This window comes from Dietzia sp. IBK-p2-15D (assembly GCF_057773105.1).
The window spans coordinates 34,617-50,958 of sequence record NZ_JBYMTK010000007.1; the positions used below are offsets into that span (position 1 = coordinate 34,617).

Annotated in this window: 15 protein-coding genes; 14 read left to right on the plus strand and 1 reads right to left on the minus strand. The window is 71.6% G+C overall.

Features of this window, described 5'->3' with window-relative positions:
* Nucleotides 1-3 precede the first annotated feature (3 nt).
* The 14 genes from AC3DEV_RS10655 to AC3DEV_RS10720 are packed head-to-tail and all read left to right on the plus strand — an operon-like array spanning nucleotide 4 to nucleotide 15,530.
* A complete protein-coding gene (locus AC3DEV_RS10655; RefSeq protein WP_488372079.1) occupies nucleotides 4-2,202 on the plus strand; it encodes a 3-hydroxyacyl-CoA dehydrogenase NAD-binding domain-containing protein in 2,199 nt (732 codons plus the stop codon).
* A complete protein-coding gene (locus AC3DEV_RS10660) occupies nucleotides 2,202-3,188 on the plus strand; it encodes an NAD(P)H-dependent flavin oxidoreductase (RefSeq protein ID WP_488372193.1) in 987 nt (328 codons plus the stop codon). Before AC3DEV_RS10655 ends, AC3DEV_RS10660 begins: the two co-directional genes overlap by 1 nt.
* Nucleotides 3,185-3,976, plus strand: a complete 792-nt coding sequence (locus AC3DEV_RS10665; RefSeq protein ID WP_069388514.1) for an enoyl-CoA hydratase — start codon at nucleotides 3,185-3,187, stop codon at nucleotides 3,974-3,976. The genes AC3DEV_RS10660 and AC3DEV_RS10665 overlap by 4 nt, the downstream gene beginning before the upstream one ends.
* 59 nt (nucleotides 3,977-4,035) lie before the next feature.
* Nucleotides 4,036-5,628 carry a fatty-acid--CoA ligase FadD5 gene (fadD5, locus tag AC3DEV_RS10670; RefSeq protein WP_488372080.1) on the plus strand — a complete coding sequence of 531 codons (1,593 nt, stop codon included), beginning with the start codon at nucleotides 4,036-4,038 and terminating at the stop codon, nucleotides 5,626-5,628.
* A 10-nt stretch (nucleotides 5,629-5,638) separates the two neighbouring features.
* A complete protein-coding gene (locus AC3DEV_RS10675; protein ID WP_271800318.1) occupies nucleotides 5,639-6,448 on the plus strand; it encodes an MlaE family ABC transporter permease in 810 nt (269 codons plus the stop codon).
* Nucleotide 6,449: 1 nt separating this feature from the next.
* Nucleotides 6,450-7,331: an MlaE family ABC transporter permease gene (locus AC3DEV_RS10680; protein WP_083249473.1), complete on the plus strand. Its 882-nt coding sequence runs from the start codon at nucleotides 6,450-6,452 to the stop codon at nucleotides 7,329-7,331.
* Nucleotides 7,332-7,339: 8 nt separating this feature from the next.
* A complete protein-coding gene (locus tag AC3DEV_RS10685; protein ID WP_488372081.1) occupies nucleotides 7,340-8,611 on the plus strand; it encodes an MlaD family protein in 1,272 nt (423 codons plus the stop codon).
* Entirely contained in the window at nucleotides 8,608-9,654 is a 1,047-nt protein-coding gene (locus AC3DEV_RS10690) for an MCE family protein (RefSeq protein ID WP_488372082.1), read from the plus strand. The genes AC3DEV_RS10685 and AC3DEV_RS10690 overlap by 4 nt, the downstream gene beginning before the upstream one ends.
* Nucleotides 9,651-10,694 carry an MCE family protein gene (locus AC3DEV_RS10695; protein WP_156776111.1) on the plus strand — a complete coding sequence of 348 codons (1,044 nt, stop codon included), beginning with the start codon at nucleotides 9,651-9,653 and terminating at the stop codon, nucleotides 10,692-10,694. The genes AC3DEV_RS10690 and AC3DEV_RS10695 overlap by 4 nt, the downstream gene beginning before the upstream one ends.
* Entirely contained in the window at nucleotides 10,685-11,782 is a 1,098-nt protein-coding gene (locus tag AC3DEV_RS10700; RefSeq protein ID WP_488372083.1) for an MCE family protein, read from the plus strand. Before AC3DEV_RS10695 ends, AC3DEV_RS10700 begins: the two co-directional genes overlap by 10 nt.
* A gap of 3 nt (nucleotides 11,783-11,785) precedes the next feature.
* Nucleotides 11,786-12,886, plus strand: coding sequence for an MlaD family protein (locus tag AC3DEV_RS10705; protein WP_488372084.1), 1,101 nt, complete (start codon nucleotides 11,786-11,788; stop codon nucleotides 12,884-12,886).
* Complete coding sequence (locus AC3DEV_RS10710; protein WP_271800324.1) at nucleotides 12,883-14,100, plus strand: MlaD family protein; 1,218 nt, start codon at nucleotides 12,883-12,885, stop codon at nucleotides 14,098-14,100. The genes AC3DEV_RS10705 and AC3DEV_RS10710 overlap by 4 nt, the downstream gene beginning before the upstream one ends.
* The gene (locus tag AC3DEV_RS10715) at nucleotides 14,090-14,650 is read left to right on the plus strand and encodes a hypothetical protein (protein ID WP_488372085.1); all 561 of its coding nucleotides are present in this window, start codon (nucleotides 14,090-14,092) and stop codon (nucleotides 14,648-14,650) included. Before AC3DEV_RS10710 ends, AC3DEV_RS10715 begins: the two co-directional genes overlap by 11 nt.
* A 25-nt stretch (nucleotides 14,651-14,675) precedes the next feature.
* Entirely contained in the window at nucleotides 14,676-15,530 is an 855-nt protein-coding gene (locus AC3DEV_RS10720) for an oxygenase MpaB family protein (RefSeq protein WP_488372086.1), read from the plus strand.
* A 3-nt stretch (nucleotides 15,531-15,533) separates the two neighbouring features.
* Here AC3DEV_RS10720 and AC3DEV_RS10725 read toward each other — a convergent pair whose 3' ends face one another.
* On the minus strand, nucleotides 15,534-16,244 hold the full coding sequence (locus tag AC3DEV_RS10725; protein ID WP_083249549.1) for a GntR family transcriptional regulator: 711 nt from the start codon (nucleotides 16,242-16,244) through the stop codon (nucleotides 15,534-15,536).
* Nucleotides 16,245-16,342 lie beyond the last annotated feature (98 nt).

Genomic DNA, 16,342 nt, shown 5'->3' on the forward strand with positions numbered 1-16,342 from the left:
CCCATGAGCAGCACATTCACCAACACCATCACCTACGAGCGCGACTCCGACGGCGTCGTCGTCCTCACCCTGGACGACCCCAACCAGAGCGCCAACACCATGAACGCCGACTACCTGGCCTCCATGGAGGCCGCCGTGGACCGGCTCTCCGAGGAGATCGACGACATCACCGGTGTCGTCCTGACCTCCGCCAAGAAGACCTTCTTCGCCGGCGGCGACCTCGGCGACATCCTGTCCATCCCCTCGGACGGGGCGGACCTCGCGGTGGAGACCGTCGAGCGAGCCAAGGCGCCGCTGCGGAAGCTGGAGACCCTGGGCAGGCCGGTCGTCGCCGCGATCGGCGGGGCCGCGCTTGGTGGCGGTCTCGAGATCGCCCTGGCGACCCACCACCGCGTCGTGGTGGACTCCCCGGCCGTCCAGCTGGGGCTGCCGGAGGTGGGCCTGGGCCTGCTCCCCGGTGGCGGGGGGATCGTCCGCACCGTCCGGATGCTCGGCGTGGCCACCGCCCTCATGGAGGTGCTGCTCGAGGGTAAGCGACTCCGTCCCGCCAAGGCGCAGCAGATCGGTCTGGTCGACGAGCTCGTCGCGAGCCCGGACGAACTGCTGCCCGCCGCGAAGACGTGGATCGCCGCGAATCCCGACGCCGCCCAACCGTGGGACCGGAAGGGCTACCGCATGCCCGGCGGGACGCCGTCCAACCCGGCCCTCGGCGCCAACCTGCCCGCCTTCCCCGCGATGCTGCGCAAGCAGCTGGGGGGTGCGCCGTACCCGGCGCCGGTCGCGATCATGGCCGCGGCCGTCGAGGGGGCCGGGGTCGACTTCGCCGCCGCCCAGGCGATCGAGGCCCGCTACTTCGCCGGTCTGGCCACCGGTCAGACCGCCAAGAACATGATCCGCGCGTTCTTCTTCGACATGCAGAAGGCCAACGGGTTGGCCAGGGCCCACGGCTCGGCCGACCGGGAGCCGATCTCGAAGGTCGTCGTCCTGGGTGCCGGGATGATGGGCGCCGCGATCGCCTACGTCTGCGCCAAGGCCGGCATGGAGGTGGTCCTCAAGGACATCGACCAGGCCGCCGCCGAGCGGGGCAAGGGCTACTCGGCCAAGCTCGTCACCAAGACCGTGTCCCGCGCCGCCGAGGGCGAGGTCCGCGACAAGGCCCGGGCCAAGGGCGAGGCCCTGCTCGCGCGCATCACCCCCACCACCGACCCGGCCGCGGCCGCGGGCGCACAGGCCGTGATCGAGGCGGTCTTCGAGGATCCGAGGGTCAAGGAGACCGTGTTCGCGGAGATCGCGCCGCACATCGCCCCCGACGCCCTGCTGTGCTCCAACACCTCGACCCTGCCCATCACCATGCTCGCCGAGGGTGTGGACCGGCCCGCTGACTTCATCGGGCTGCACTTCTTCTCACCCGTGGACAAGATGCCGCTGGTCGAGATCATCAAGGGAGAGAAGACCTCCGAGGACGCGCTCGGACGCGCCCTGGCGCTCGTCGCCCAGATCTCCAAGACCCCGATCGTCGTCAACGACTCCCGCGGGTTCTTCACCTCCCGCGTCATCGGCACCTTCACCAGCGAGGGAATGGCGATGCTCGCCGAGGGCGTGCCCGCCCCCACCATCGAGCAGGCGTCGGCGCAGGCCGGATACCCGGCCCCCGTGCTGGCGCTGATGGACGAGCTCACCCTGACCCTGCCCCGCAAGATCCGCGACGAGACCCGCCAGGCTGCGGAGGCGGAGGGGCGCGAGCTGCCCGACCACCCGGGCAACGCCGTGCTCGACCGCATGATCGACGAGTTCGACCGCAAGGGCCGCTCGACCGGCTCCGGCTTCTACGAGTACTCCGACGGTAAGCGGGTCGGACTGTGGCCGGGGCTGACCGACGCCTTCGGTGGTACCACCCAGATCCCGCTGCAGGACGCGATCGACCGCATGCTCTTCGCCGAGGCGATCGAGACCGTCAAGTGCCTTGACGAGGGCGTGCTGGATACCACCACCGACGCCAACGTTGGATCGATCCTCGGCATCGGCTTCCCGGGCTGGACCGGCGGCGTCGCCCGCTACATGGATCAGTACCCCGGCGGCCTGCCCGGCTTCGTCGCCCGCGCCGAGGAGCTCGCGCAGCGGTACGGCGAGCGCTTCACCCCACCGGAGTCGCTGCGCGAGAAGGCGGCATCCGGCGGCACCTACGAGGAGGTTCATCCGTGATCCGCACCCGATTCACCGAGGAGTTCGGCGTCCGCCACCCGATCGTCCAGGGCGGCATGATGTGGGTCGGCCGCGCCGAACTCGCCGCCGCCGTGTCCGAGGCGGGAGCGCTCGGCATCATCACCGCGCTCACCCAACCCACGCCCGAGGACCTGACCCGCGAGATCGCGCGCTGCCGGGAGTTGACCGACCAGCCCTTCGGCGTCAACCTCACCATCCTCCCCGCGATCACCCCGCCGCCGTACGCCGAGTACCGGCAGGCGATCGTCGAGTCGGGAGTGAAAATCGTCGAGACGGCCGGGTCCAACCCCAAGGACCACCTGCCGGTGTTCCACGCCGCCGGCATCAAGGTGATCCACAAGTGCACCTCGGTGCGTCACGCCGTCAAGGCCGAGCAGCTCGGCGTGGACGCCGTGTCGATCGACGGCTTCGAGTGTGCCGGCCACCCGGGGGAGGACGACGTCCCCGGCCTGGTGCTCATCCCCGCCGCGGCGGCGAGGCTGTCCATCCCGATCCTCGCCTCCGGCGGCATCGCCGACGCCCGCGGCATGGTGGCCGCGCTCGCGCTGGGCGCCGACGGCGCCAACATGGGCACCCGCTTCATGTGCACCGCCGAGTCGCCGGTGGCCGAGCAGGTCAAACAACAGATCGTGGCCAACACCGAGCTCGACACGAAGCTGATCTTCCGGACGCTGCACAACACCGCGCGGGTGGCCGCCAACGCCGTCTCCGCCGAGGTCGTGTCGAAGGAGGCCGAGGGCGCCGAGTTCTCCGACATCCAGCACCTCGTCGCCGGCGCCCGCGGACGCAAGGTCTTCGAGGACGGCGACCTGGATGCCGGTATCTGGAGCGCCGGCCAGTGCCAGGGTCTGATCCACGACGTGCCCACCGCGGCCGAGCTCGTCGACCGGATGATGGCCGAGGCCGAGGAGATCATCACCGGCAGGCTGGCCGGGATGGTCGAGGCGGGGGAGACGGTCCGATGACCGCGACCGGACGCGACGCGGTGAGGATCTCCCGCGATGACCTGGGCGTGACCACGATCAGCATCAACCGGCCCGACCGGATGAACGCCCTCGACCACCCCACCGTCACCGCTCTGACCGAGCTCATCACCGAACACGGCACCGATCCGGGCACCCGGGTCATCGTGCTTTCAGGGGAGGGCGGGGCGTTCACCACCGGAGCTGACCTGCAGGCGATCAAGGACGCCGGCGCGGACGCGCCCAGCCCCGACGACACCATGGCGGGGGCCGCCGCACTGGTCCGCGCGGTCCTCACGGTCCCGGTCCCGGTGATCGCCGCCGTCACCGGCCCGGCGGCCGGGGTGGGCGTCTCGCTCGCGCTGGCCTCCGACCTCGTCCTCATGTCGGAGGACGCCTACCTGCTGTTCGCGTTCACCAACATCGGCCTCATGCCCGACGGCGGCGCCAGCGTGCTGCTGCCCGCGGCCGTCGGACGGTCGATCGCCTCGCGCATGCTGCTGCGTGGCGACGCCGTCTCCGCCGCGGAGGCCCACGACGTCGGACTGGCCATGGAGGTCCACCCGACCGCGGACCTCGAGCCCGCCGCCGCGAAGCTCGCCCGCCGACTGGCCCGGGGTCCGCGCCGCGCCCTGGAACTGACCAAGCGGGCCGTCACCGGGGCCACGCTCGCCGAGCTGGACGCGGCCCTGGCCAGGGAACACGAGGGCCAGTGCGAGCTGCTGATCTCCCCCGACTTCGCCGAGGGCGTGTCCTCGATCCTCGAGAAACGGCGCCCGAACTTCTCCTGAACCGTCCCTCCTGTCACCTGCCCCTCCCGTCACCCACCGCCCGACGAAAGGCCGAGATCATGACCACCGCCACGGATCCCATCGCCGAACTCCACGCGGCACGCCGCAACAACTGGAACACGTGGGTCGCCACCCACGCCGAGATGCAGCCCGACGCCGAGGCGTTGCGGTTCCTCGGCCAGACCACCACGTGGTCCCAGCTGCACGATCGCAGCAACCGCTTCGCCGACGCGTTGGCCCGCCGCGGTGTGGGCAGGGGCGACCGGGTTATGCTCATCACGCTCAACAACCCGGAGTTCGTCGAGGCGGTCCTGGGCATCAACGAGCTGGGTGCCATCGCGGTCCCGGTGAACTTCCGTCTCACCCCCGGCGAGCTCGCCTACCTGGTCAGCGATTGCACGCCGAAGGTCGTCATCACCGACGCGATGCTCGCCCCGCTCGTCGGCGCGATCCGCGCCCAGGGCGAGGAGCCGGGCCACCACATCGTCATCGGCGGTGAACCGGGGACGCCCGACCAGACCACGTACGCCGACGCGATCGCGGAGGAGGGCCAGCCGCACGAGCCCGTCGACGTCCCCGAGGACTCCACCGCGCTCATCATGTACACCTCGGGCACCACGGGTCGGCCCAAGGGCGCGATGCTCTCGTATGAGAACCTCACGGCGCAGTCCCTGACCTGCATCCGGGTCTTCCGACTGTTCGACGAGGACGGACGCGCGCTGTGCGCCGCCCCGATGTTCCACATCGCGGCGCTCGGTTCGATCGCGCCGAGCCTCCAGCTCGGCGGCGTCACGGTGGTCCACCCGCTGCAGGCCTTCGACCCCGCGGCGGTCCTCGACACCCTCGAGGCCGAGCAGATCACCAGCATCTTCCTCGTCCCCGTGCAGTGGCAGGCCGTCTGTGCCGAGCAGCAGGCCCGCCCGCGCAGCCTGGTGCTGCGCAACATTTCCTGGGGCGCGGCCCCGTCCACCGACACGATCCTGCGCGCCATGGCCGAGACCTTCCCGGACGCCCTGAACTGCGCGGTGTTCGGCCAGACCGAGATGAGCCCCATCACCTGTGCCCTCGACGGTGATGACGCGATCCGCAAGATCGGTTCCGTCGGCAAGGTCATCCCCACCCTCCAGGCCCGCGTCGTCGACGCCTTCGGCGAGCCCGTCGGCCCGGGTGAGGTCGGCGAGATCGTCTACCGCGGTCCCACCACCATGTCCGGCTACTGGAACAAGCCCAAGGAGACGGCGGAGGCCTTCGAGGGCGGGTGGTTCCACTCCGGCGACCTCGTCCGCATGGACGACGAGGGCTTCGTCTACGTCGTGGACCGCAAGAAGGACATGATCATCTCCGGAGGCGAGAACATCTACTGCGCCGAGGTGGAGAACATCATCGCCGGCCATCCGCGGATCCGCGAGGTCGCCGTGATCGGCCGCAAGGACGACAGGTGGGGCGAGGTCCCCGTCGCGGTGGTCGCCCAGAACGTGGAGGACGGCGCCGCCGATCTCACCCTCGAGGAGCTCACCGAGTGGCTGCGGGACAAGCTCGCCGGCTTCAAGCTGCCCAAGCATCTGGTCCACGTCGAGGAGCTCCCGCGCAACGCGAGCGGCAAGGTCGTCAAGGGCACTCTGCGCTCCGAGCACGGCACCGTGGGCGTCTGAGCTCAGCGGCATGGTCTTCCATCTCCCCACCGGCCGCGGCCCGGTCGTCGACCTCGCCGGCCAGGTCGGGTCGCTGGTCGGGTACTCGGTATTCACCCTGCTGCGGTGCGTGAGCACCGTCGCCCGCGGCCGGTTGGCGCTCGCCGAGACCCGTGACCAGGCGCTGTTCATCGCGCGCGTGAGCTCGGTGCCCGCACTGCTGCTCATGCTCCCGGTGGGGGTGCTCGTGGCGGTCTCGGTGGGCGAACTCGCGGGTCGGCTCGGTGCGGCCGGGTACGCGGGTGCGGTGGTGGCCTTCGTGGTGGTCGGGCAGGCCTCGGCCCTGGTGTGTGCGCTCATGCTCGCCGGGGTCGGGGGCTCGGCCATCTGCGCGGACCTCGGGTCGCGCACGATCCGCGAGGAGGTCGAGGCGATGGAGGTCATGGGCCTCGACGTGGTGGAGCGCCTCGTCGTCCCCCGGGTGATCGCCACCGTGCTCGTGTCGGTGGTGATGTGTGCGCTGGTCACGGCGATGGGCGTCGTGGCCTGCCTGCTCTACCAGGTCTACGGGCAGGGCGAGTCCGCCGGTGCGTTCCTGTCGACCCTCAGTGCGTACGGCCGCCCGTCGGATCTGTGGATGGCGATGATCAAGTCGATCGCCTTCGCGATCGTCTCCGCGCTCATCGCCACCTTCAAGGGATTGCACGCCGACGGCGGGTCCTCCGGTGTCGCGGATGCGGTGAACGAGACCGTCGTCCTGGCGTTCGTCACGGTCTTCGTCGTCAACACGGTCCTGTCCGCGGTCTACGGGCTGGCCGTGCCGTCGGTGGGGAAGTACTGAGATGGGTGACTTGCGGGTCGCGGAGTCGACGGCGTGGCAGCGTGCCCGCGCCACGCGGGCCGCGGGCCGCGTCACCGCGCTCGGCTCGGCGATGGCCGAGGTCGGCCGGCACGTGACCTTCGCCGGGCGGGTCCTGGTGTCACTGCCGACCGCGGTGGTGCGTTACCGCGGGCAGGTCCTCCGCGAGGTCGTCGACGTGGGCTTCGGGTCCAGATCCCTGGTCGCCGGTGGGGGGACCGTGGGCATCGTCCTGGCGATGTCCGCGGTGGCGGCGATCATGGTCGGGGTCGAGACCTACCGCGGCCTCGACCTCATCGGGATGACCACCCTGTCGGGGATGCTCTCGGCCATGGCGAACACCCGCGAGCTCGCGCCGGTGGTGGCGTCCGTGGCGCTGGCCGCCAAGGTCGGCACCGGGTTCACCGCCAGGCTCGGATCAATGCGTATCTCCGACGAGATCGACGCGCTCGACGCCATGTCCGTGCCGACCGTGCCGTACCTGGCGGGCACCCGCCTGGTCGCCACGATGATCTGCATAGTCCCCCTCTACGCGATCGGGTTGGTCGCCACCTACATCGCCACGCGAGTCGTGGTGGTGTACGTCAACGGCGGGTCGGCTGGTACCTACGACCACTTCTTCCACCTCACCCTCGGCCCCGAGGACGTGCTGTACTCGCTGGTCAAGGCGGTCGTCTTTGCCCTGGTGATCGTGCTGGTGCACTGCAGCTACGGCTACCACGCCACCGGCGGGCCCGAGGGGGTCGGCCGCGCGGCGGGTCGTGCACTGCGCACCAGCATCCTCGCGATCGGGTTCCTCGACATCGTGCTCACGTTCGCCCTGTGGGGCCTCGTGCCCGAGGTCCCGGCCCTGGGGATCACATGAGGAGCCGGGTGGCGGGCCCCGTGCCCGAGCGGACCCTGATCCTGCGCGGGGTGGTGGCGACCGTCGTGGCGCTGACGATCGGGGTGCTGCTGGTGGGCCGCGGGGCCGGCGCGTTCGACACCGGGGCCACGGTGACCGCCGCGCTGCCCGCGGCGGCGGGGCGGATCCCGGAGAACGCGCCGGTCCACCACCTGGGGGTGAAGGTCGGGGACGTGCGCGGGTCGGCGGGGGAGGTCGGCGACGACGACGAGCCCGGCACCCGGGTGGAGATGTTGATCGACTCCGGGCACGCCGAGAGGATCCCGGGCGACGTGGTCGTGCGGGTGGTCCCGCGCACGCTGTTCGGCGACGTCCGGCTGGACCTCGTCCCGGCCGGCGGGACCGGTCGTGCGTCGGAGCCCGCCGCCGACCGGGCACGGATGATCTCCGACGGCGACGAACTGCCCGCGGACCGGTCGAACGAGGCGGTGCAGCTCTACGATGTGTTCACCCGGGCCAGCGATCTGCTGGTGTCCATCGAGCCGCAGCGGATGCAGGTGGCGCTCACCGCGCTGTCCCGGGCTCTCGACGGTCGCGGGGAGACCCTGGGCCGTGCGATCGACGACGCCGACCGGGCGACCGAGCACCTCGACCCGGCGTTGGCAGGCGCGTTCGACGCCTCCCCGGGAGTGGCGGCCCTCGCCGAGGACCTGGCCTCGGCGAGTCCGGTGATCCTCGCGACGATGGAGGAGGCCACCCGCCTGTCCGAGATCGTCCTCGACCGTCCGGGCTCACTGGGCCGCCTCCTCGACGCAGGTCTGGGCGCCGGGGCCTCGGGCGCGGTCCTCGCGGACCGGACGGTGCCGGGCGCGATCCGGTTGGTCCACGACACGGGGGTCGTCTTCGACCGGACGGCCCGCAATCCGCACGGGGTCATCAGGACCCTGTACGCCATGCGGCCCATGGGCGAGGCGGGAGCGGCCGCGTTCTCGACGGGCCGGTTCGACATCACCGCGGTCCCGTCGTTCGCCGACCCGATGCCCCACGGGCCGCAGGACTGCCCGCGGTACCCGGACCTGGCCGGGTCGACGTGCACGGGGGCGCCCGCCCCGGACAGCGGGCCGGGGCTCACCGTGAGCGCCGCCTCGGAACGGGACGCTCTCCGCGAGCTCCAGCTGGCCGCCGCGGGCGAGCCCGGGACGCCGGTACCGCCGCCCGGGGCTCCGGACGCGGGCCCGGACACGGCGGCGTGGACAATGCTCGGCCCGCTCGTACGCGGGAACGAGGTGACGATCCGATGACCGGCCGTCCGGGTCTGGCGCCCGCGCTCCGCCTCTTCGTCTTCTGCCTGCTCGGAGTGCTGTGCACGGTGCTGGTGATCAACACGCTGCGGGTGCCGGTGGGGTTCGGCGCCCGCGGGTACAGCGCGGAGTTCGACGACGTCGGCGGGCTAGGCCCCGGATCGGAGGTCACGGTCGCGGGGGTCCGGGTGGGTCGGGTCCTCGGGGTGGAGCGGGAGTCCCGTGCCGACGGGGACGTCACCGCCGTGGTGCACTTCGAGGTCGAGCGGGACAATCCCGTCACCGCGGGGGCCCGCGCGTCGGTGCGGTACGGGGACATGCTGGGGATCCGCTACCTGTCTCTCGATCCCACCCCGGGTGGCGCACCGGCCGTCCGTGGGGCGGTCGACCGGCCCGAGGGCTCCCGCATCCCGTTGGAGGACACCACGGGCCCGGTGGACCTCACCGCGCTCGTCAACGGTTTCAAGCCGCTGTTCGAGTCGGTGCGGCCGGAGGAGGTCAACGCGCTCTCGCACACGGTGGTCGCGGCGTTCCAGGGCGAACCCGGGGCGATGGATACGCTCCTGTCCCGGCTGGCCCTGCTCAGCCGGGACGTCCTCGACCGGGAGGACGTGTACGTCCGCCTCGCCGACAACATCGAGGCGCTCGGGGACACGCTCACCGGTCGGGACGAGGACCTGCGACGCCTGGTCCGCGGCCTCGACGAGGTCTCCGGTGCACTCGCCGACGGCGACGGCAGCGACCTGGCCCTGCTCGTCGACCGCGGCGGTGCCTCCTCGGCGGCCCTGGCCGCGATGCTGCAGGAGACCGACCGGGATCTGCGGGCGAGCGTCGACGCCGCCCGCTACACGACCGACGGCTGGGTCCCCCGGACGGACGAGTTCGAGTCGACGCTCGGCCGGGTCCCCACGTTCGCCCGTGGGGTCAACGCACTGACCCGCAAGGGCGGGTTCCTGTCCCTGTACATGTGCAACTTCACCGTCTCGTGGGACGGGATGCAGGTCAACCCGTTCGGCCACCAGAACTCGGAGGTGTGCAGGTGAGGGGTACGGAGGTGATCCGCGAGAGTCTGGCGGACCTGGTCAGGGACCCGCGGCACGCCCGAAGAGGGAACACGGTGTTGGTGGGGGCGGTGTCGATCCTGCTCGTCATGGCGGTGTTCGTGGCCGGCGTCGCGCTGCCGCGGTTGTGGTACGTGCTGCGCACTGAGCCGTACGCGGCGGAGTTCCACAACGCGGGCGGCCTGCGCGCCGGCGACACGGTCCTCATCTCGGGGGTCCCGAGCGGCAGGGTGGACTCGCTGTCGATGGAGGACGGTCTGGCCGTGGTGGGGTTCCGCCTGGACCGGGGGCAGGGCCTCGGGGAGGCGAGCACCGCGACGATCGGCCTCAAGTCGATCCTCGGTAACCGGTTCCTCGAGGTGGTCCCGTCGGGCTCCGGCGACCTCGGTCCCGAGCGCCTCATCAGGGTGGAGCGCACCACGTCGCCGTACATGATCGACGACGTGGGCGAGGCCGTGACCGATCTCGCCGACGGTCTCGACATCGAGGCGGTGAGCGCGGTGATCGACACCCTCGACACTGTTCTGCCACAGGACGTCGACGCGACGGGACGCGCGATCGACGACGTCTCCGCCGCGCTCGGACTCCTCGCCCGTGAGGACGCCAGGATGAGCGAGGTCGTCACCACCACACGGGAGATCACCGGGATCCTCGTCGCCCAGGAGGCCGGGATCCGTTCGCTCACGGATCAGTCCCGTGTCCTGGTGACCGTGCTGACGCAGCGCCGTGAGGCACTCCGGGCCCTGGTCACGTCCGTCGAGGACCTGGCGACCCGCGTCCGGTCGCTGCTCGGCTCCGAGGCAGAGGACGTCGACCGGCTGCTGGTCAACATGCGATCGATCAGCGAGACCTACCGCCGCAACATCGAGGTGATGGATGAGGCGCTCACCCGCATGCCACCCGGGCTCCGCGCCGTGAGTGACGCCACCGGAAACGGGCCCTGGACCGACGTCGCCACCCCCACCGGCCCGATCCCCGATTCCGCCCTCTGCGCGTTGGGGGTGATGGACGGATGCAACTGAGCCGCGCCCGGGTCCTGATCGTCCTCGCCACCGTCCTCGTCGCCGCGATCGTGCTCGGCGTGGTGATGGCCGGCGGTCACCGCGATTCCCGCCTCCGGATCTCGGCCGAATTCGCCACCGCGGACGGGATCTACGCCGGCTCCCAGGTACGGATCGTCGGTGTCGAGGTGGGGTTGGTGGAGAAGGTCGAGCCGCTCGGGCCGGTCGTCCGCGTCGACCTCTCCCTGGACCCCGGGACCCGGTTGCCAGAGGACGTGGGCGCGGTGGTGATGAACCCCGCCGTCATCGCGGACCGGTTCGTCGAACTCACGCCCGCGTACACCGCCGGACCCACCTTCCCCGACGGTGGCGTCATCCCGGTGGCGCGGACCCGGGCCCCACTGGACTTCGACGAGTTCGTCGCCGGCCTCGACACGCTGAGCTCGGCGTTCGCGCCGGGTGCCGAGGACGTCGGCCGGGGTCTCGACCGCGGGGCCGCGGCGCTCGACGGCCGCGGTGAGGACCTGAACCGCGCCATCCGGGACCTGTCCACGGTCTCGGCGGTGGGCGGGGACCGCGCGGAGGACCTCGACGCGATCGTGACCGAACTGTCGGTGCTCATGGACGCGGCCGGCGGTCGCGACGAGAAGATGCGCGACCTCGTCCTGGGGCTCGACGACCTGGGCCGGCAGATCCGCGAGGACCGGATCGACGTCGCGGCCCCCGCGGAGGACCTGCGCGTCATCCTCGACGAACTGGACGGGATCATGGCCGCCCGCGATGAGGACCTCACCCTGACCACCGAGGCCACGCGGGAGGTCACCGCCCTGTACGCGCGCCACCGCGCCGACTTCGCCGAGTTCCTCGACCAGTATCCGCTGATGTTGGGCAACCTGGCCGACAGCATCGGCCCGGACGGCCGGGCGCGGATCCGTCTCAACATCTCGTCGAACATCACGCACTTCGAACGCGGTCGCGAGCTGTGCGCCCGGCAGCCGCTCCCGTTGTGCACGGGGGCAGGGCTGACGAACCCGCTGATGTTCCCCGTCGAACAGGACGACCCGCTCGGGATCGTGGGCGCCCTCGAACGCGCGACGGGAGGTGGGTGACCCATGAGGGAGACCAGAACGGGACCGCACGTCGTCCGTGGGTTCATCGCGATGACAGGGGTGGTGCTGCTCGTGCTGGCGGCGGTCGTCGCCGCGCACTCCCCGGCCCTGTCACTGCAGGCGCTCCCGCTCGGTATGGACACCGGCGAGGGGTCCACGGACGTGGAGATGCGGTTCGAACGAGCCGACCGTCTCGCGCCCGGTGCCGAGGTCCGCTACGGCGAGGCACTGGTGGGGCGGGTACGCGCGGTGGACACCGATGGCACCGACGCGGTGATCGGGGTCCGTCTCGAAGGCGACTCCGGGGTTCCCGCCGACGTGCTGGCGGAGATCCGTCTCCCGACCGCTCTGGGCAGTCCCTTCATCGCGCTCAGCGCCCCCCGCGGGGAGGCGACCGCCGGGCTGTTGGAGGACACGAGGCTCATCCCCCGCACGCGGACCGGCGTAGGGCCGGACCTCGAGTCGAGCCTGGCCTCGCTCGGGTTGCTGCTCAACGGCAGCGGGATCGACCAGCTCGGCTCGGTGATGGAGGAACTCACCGTGGCCCTCGGTGGCCGCGGCGACGAGATCGGCCGGATACGCGAGCGCGGTGAGCGGGCCCTGGCGCTGTACGAGGCGCACCGGGACGACGTGGACCGCACGCTGGTCGCCCTGGATCGGGTCAACGCCGCGCTCGCCGGCCGCCGGGACCTCCTCGACCGCGGGCTGGACGTGTCGGCGGACCTGGTCACGGAAGCCGCCCGCAGCAGGGAGACGATCGTCGCCCTGATGGACACGGTCACCGCGCTGACGGTCCAGGTCGACCGGTTCACCTCGGAGACCGACGGGAGGATCGCCCCGTCGCTGCGGACCCTGACCGTCCTGCTCGAGGACATGCAGGGCTTCGGCGGGGAGGTCGCCCCCACCCTCGCCGCGCTGGAACAGTTCGTCATCCAGCTCGACGAGGCGGCCCGCGGCGACCACCTGGTCTTCGACGGCGATCTCGACCTCACGGGCACTCTCGACGTCCTCGGTACCGGCGGTGAGGCGCGTGCGGGCCGGCCCCTGCCGCCGGGTGTCACCGGGCCCCCGGACACCCTGCCGCCGACCGGAGGTGCACCGTGAACCGACACATCGTCGCCCAGGCGTTGCTCTTCGCCCTCATCTCGGTCGTGGCGATCGGTTACGGCATCCGCTACATCGGCCAGGACGCCGACGTCTCCCGCGGTTTCCGCGTGATGGCACACGTCGAGGACGCCCGCGGTGTCGGGCCCGGGGTGCGGGTGACGTACCGCGGCGCGGACGTGGGGGTGGTCCGGGGCGCCGAGCTCGACGGCGTCGGCGGGGTCCGGCTGGACCTCAGGATCCTCGAGGGCACCCGGATCCCCCGGGACTCCCTGGCCAAGGTGGTCACCAGCACCGCGCTGGGCGACAACCGGCTCGACGTGCGGCCCGAGACCGCGGACGGTCCCTACCTCGGGGAGGGTGACGAGTTGCGCGTCCCGGAGGACGTGCAGTCCCCGCCGTTGGAGGACCTCATCGCCGACATCGACACCTCGCTGCGTGCCGTCGACCCCCGGTCCCTGGCCTCGTTCGGCGACAGCACCGCCACCGCACTCGAGGGCAACGGACCGCGTCTGGGCACCATCATCGAGGACACCGCGCGGCTGGCCACCGTGCTCGCCGACCGCGCCCCGACCTTCCGGGGTCTCGTCGACGACGGCCTGGTGACCGTGCGCGCGCTCGCCGCCCGTGACGCACCCGTCTCCGGATCGGTGACGGCGGCGCGTGACGTCACCGCGCAGCTGGCCCGTCGGGAGGACACCCTCGTGTACCTGCTCGACCGCTCACCCGAGGCGATGCTCCGTGCCCAGAGGCTGCTCGACGACAACCGGGACAACGCGGCCGGGCTTCTCGCCAACACCCTCGTGGTGACCCCGGTGTTCCGGGACCGCGGGCCGGCCTGGGAGGCGGGCCTGACCCAGGGGGAGCGGGGGCTGCGCGCCCTGGCCGGCTCGGTGCGCGACGGCCGCGCCGACTTCGCCCTCATCGCCACCCAGGGGCCGCTGTGCGTGTACCCGTACGAACCGCGCGACGTGCGAGACCACTCCTGGGAGGAGCCCGACCTGCGCATGTACTGCCCGCCGGGGGAGAACATCGCCCAGCGCGGATCACGGGCCGCCCCGCGGCCGAACGGCGAGGGTCTGGCGGGGGCGACCCGGCCGGGAACCCGGATCGGCCCGGACGTCGCCGCCGATCCGTTGCTCGTCCCCACGGGCACCGAGATCGCCGCGTACTGGACCACGATGATGGAAGGACTGCGCAGCAATGGTGGTTGACGAGACGACGCCCGACCCGACCGAGCCGCCCGACCCGCCCGAACCGCCCGCCGAGCCCGCGGGGTCCGGGGGTCGTCGCGGCCGTGCCCGGCGGATCGCGGGCGTCCTGATGATCGTGGCCCTGCTGGCGGCGACCGCCGTCCTCGGCTATCTGGCCTGGCAGAACCACCGGGACGACGAACTCCGCCGCACCGCCGCCGCCGACGCCACCCGCCTGGTGACCCAGCTCGCCTCGTACGACCACGCGGACGTGGACGCGAACCTCGACGCCGTCGTCGCCGAGGCCACCCCCGACTTCGCCGAGCGGTACCGCGAGGTCTCCGACGGCCTGCGCGAGCTCCTCGCCAGCGGCGAGGGCACCTCGACGGGGACCGTCAGCCACGCGGCCGTCGAGAGCATCGACGAGGAGCGCGCCGTGGTGCTGGTGTTCCTCGACCAGGAGGTCGCCAACGTCACCGTGCCCGAGGGGCGGGTCGACTCCAGTCGCATGGTCGTGACCATCGTCCGCGACGGGGACCGCTGGCTTCTCGACGACGCCCAACTCGCCTGACCCCACCACCGAAGGAGAACCGCCCGTGCTCACCGAACTGCACCGCAATCCCGCGCCCCCGGTCACCCGCGGGAGACCGCCCGAGGTCACCGACGCGGTCGACTCGCTCGGCGCCGCCAGCGGTGTCGCCAACGTGATCATGCAGCTGGCCTGGCCCGAGGTCGGCTGGGGAGTGCGCGAGAGCCGGGTGGACACCGGCAACGTCTACAAGCGCCCACTCAAACGCGCACGCACGACCTTCCAGTACCTCGCCGTGGCCACGCTCGGCAGCGACGAGGACAAGAGGGTCTACAGCGAGGAGGTCCACCGGATCCACCGGGAGGTGTTCTCCACGCCCGAGAGCCGCGTGAAGTACAGCGCGAACGATCCCCGGCTGCAGATGTGGGTGGCCGCGTGCCTCTACATCGGGTTCGAGGACGTCTTCGAGTGGCTGCACGGCCCCATGACCGACTCCGACAGGGAGGCGTTCTACGCGTCCGCGCCGTCGCTGGGCACGACACTGCAGGTGCGGCCCGAACAGTGGCCCGCCACCCGGGCCGACTTCGAGGACTACTGGCGTGAGGGCATGTCGCGGATCCGCTTCGACGGACCCGTCCGGGAGCACCTGATCGGGCTGACCGAACTCCGGATGCTGCCGCAGCCCACCACCCTGCTGTTCGGGCGGATCAACAAGTGGGTGACCACCGGCTTCCTGCACCGGGCGTTCCGGGACGAGCTCGGTCTCCCGTGGAGCCCGCGCGACCAGCGCCGCTTCGAGCTGTTCCTCGCCGTGACCGCACGGCTGAACGGGCTGCTGCCGGCGACCGTCCGGACGATCACCTACCGCATCCTGCTGGTCGACCTGAGGTGGCGGTTGACGACCGGCCGGTCGCTGATGTGAGGCTCAGGCCTCCGCGGCGAGCTCCGGCTCGCGTTCCTCGTCCCACACCCCGGCCCGCTCGAGGTGGGCGATGAGCAGCCTCGCGCCACCGGCGAACTCGGCGTCCACCACCGCGTGGGCGGTCTCGACATCGCCGTCACGCAGCGCCTCGAGCATCCGCCTGTTGTCCACCAGCGCGCCCGCACGCCACTCGGGGTCGTCCGCGTACAGCCGGTAGGGCATGTATCGGGCGGCGTTGGACAGGAAACGGGACAGTTTGTCCGAGCGGGACGTCCGGTTGAGCGTCCGATGAATGGCGTACTGGGCGTGCACCACGCCGTCGGTGTCACCGGACGCGGAGGCCTTCTCGAAGTCATCGATCAGCCGCGCGTGGAACTCGAGTGTCTCCGCGTCGTAGCGGGTGATGGCCCGGTCGACGATCCGCTTGGACAGTTCCGCCTGGAGCCAGAAGATGTCCTCGATGTCCTGCCGGCTCATCGGCGAGACCAGGTAACCGCGCCGGGGCACCAGATCGACGAGGCCCTCGCCACGCAGGGTGAGCAGCGCCTCCCGGACCGGGGTCACGCTCACCCCGAGAGCGGCGGCGGTCTCGTCGAGCCGGATGAAGTCCCCCGGACGGACCTCCCCGCTCATGATGCGGGTCCGCACGTGGTCGGCGACCTCCTCGGAGAGCTGGGGGCGCTGGGCGAGTCGTGTTGGGGCCACGTCCGCCACCTCGTTTCACGAAAGAAGGGGCACCCACGGGGAGCGCCGACGACCGATAATCGAAATCAAATATATCCGAAGCGGCTCACACTACCTCGCCGGGGGTG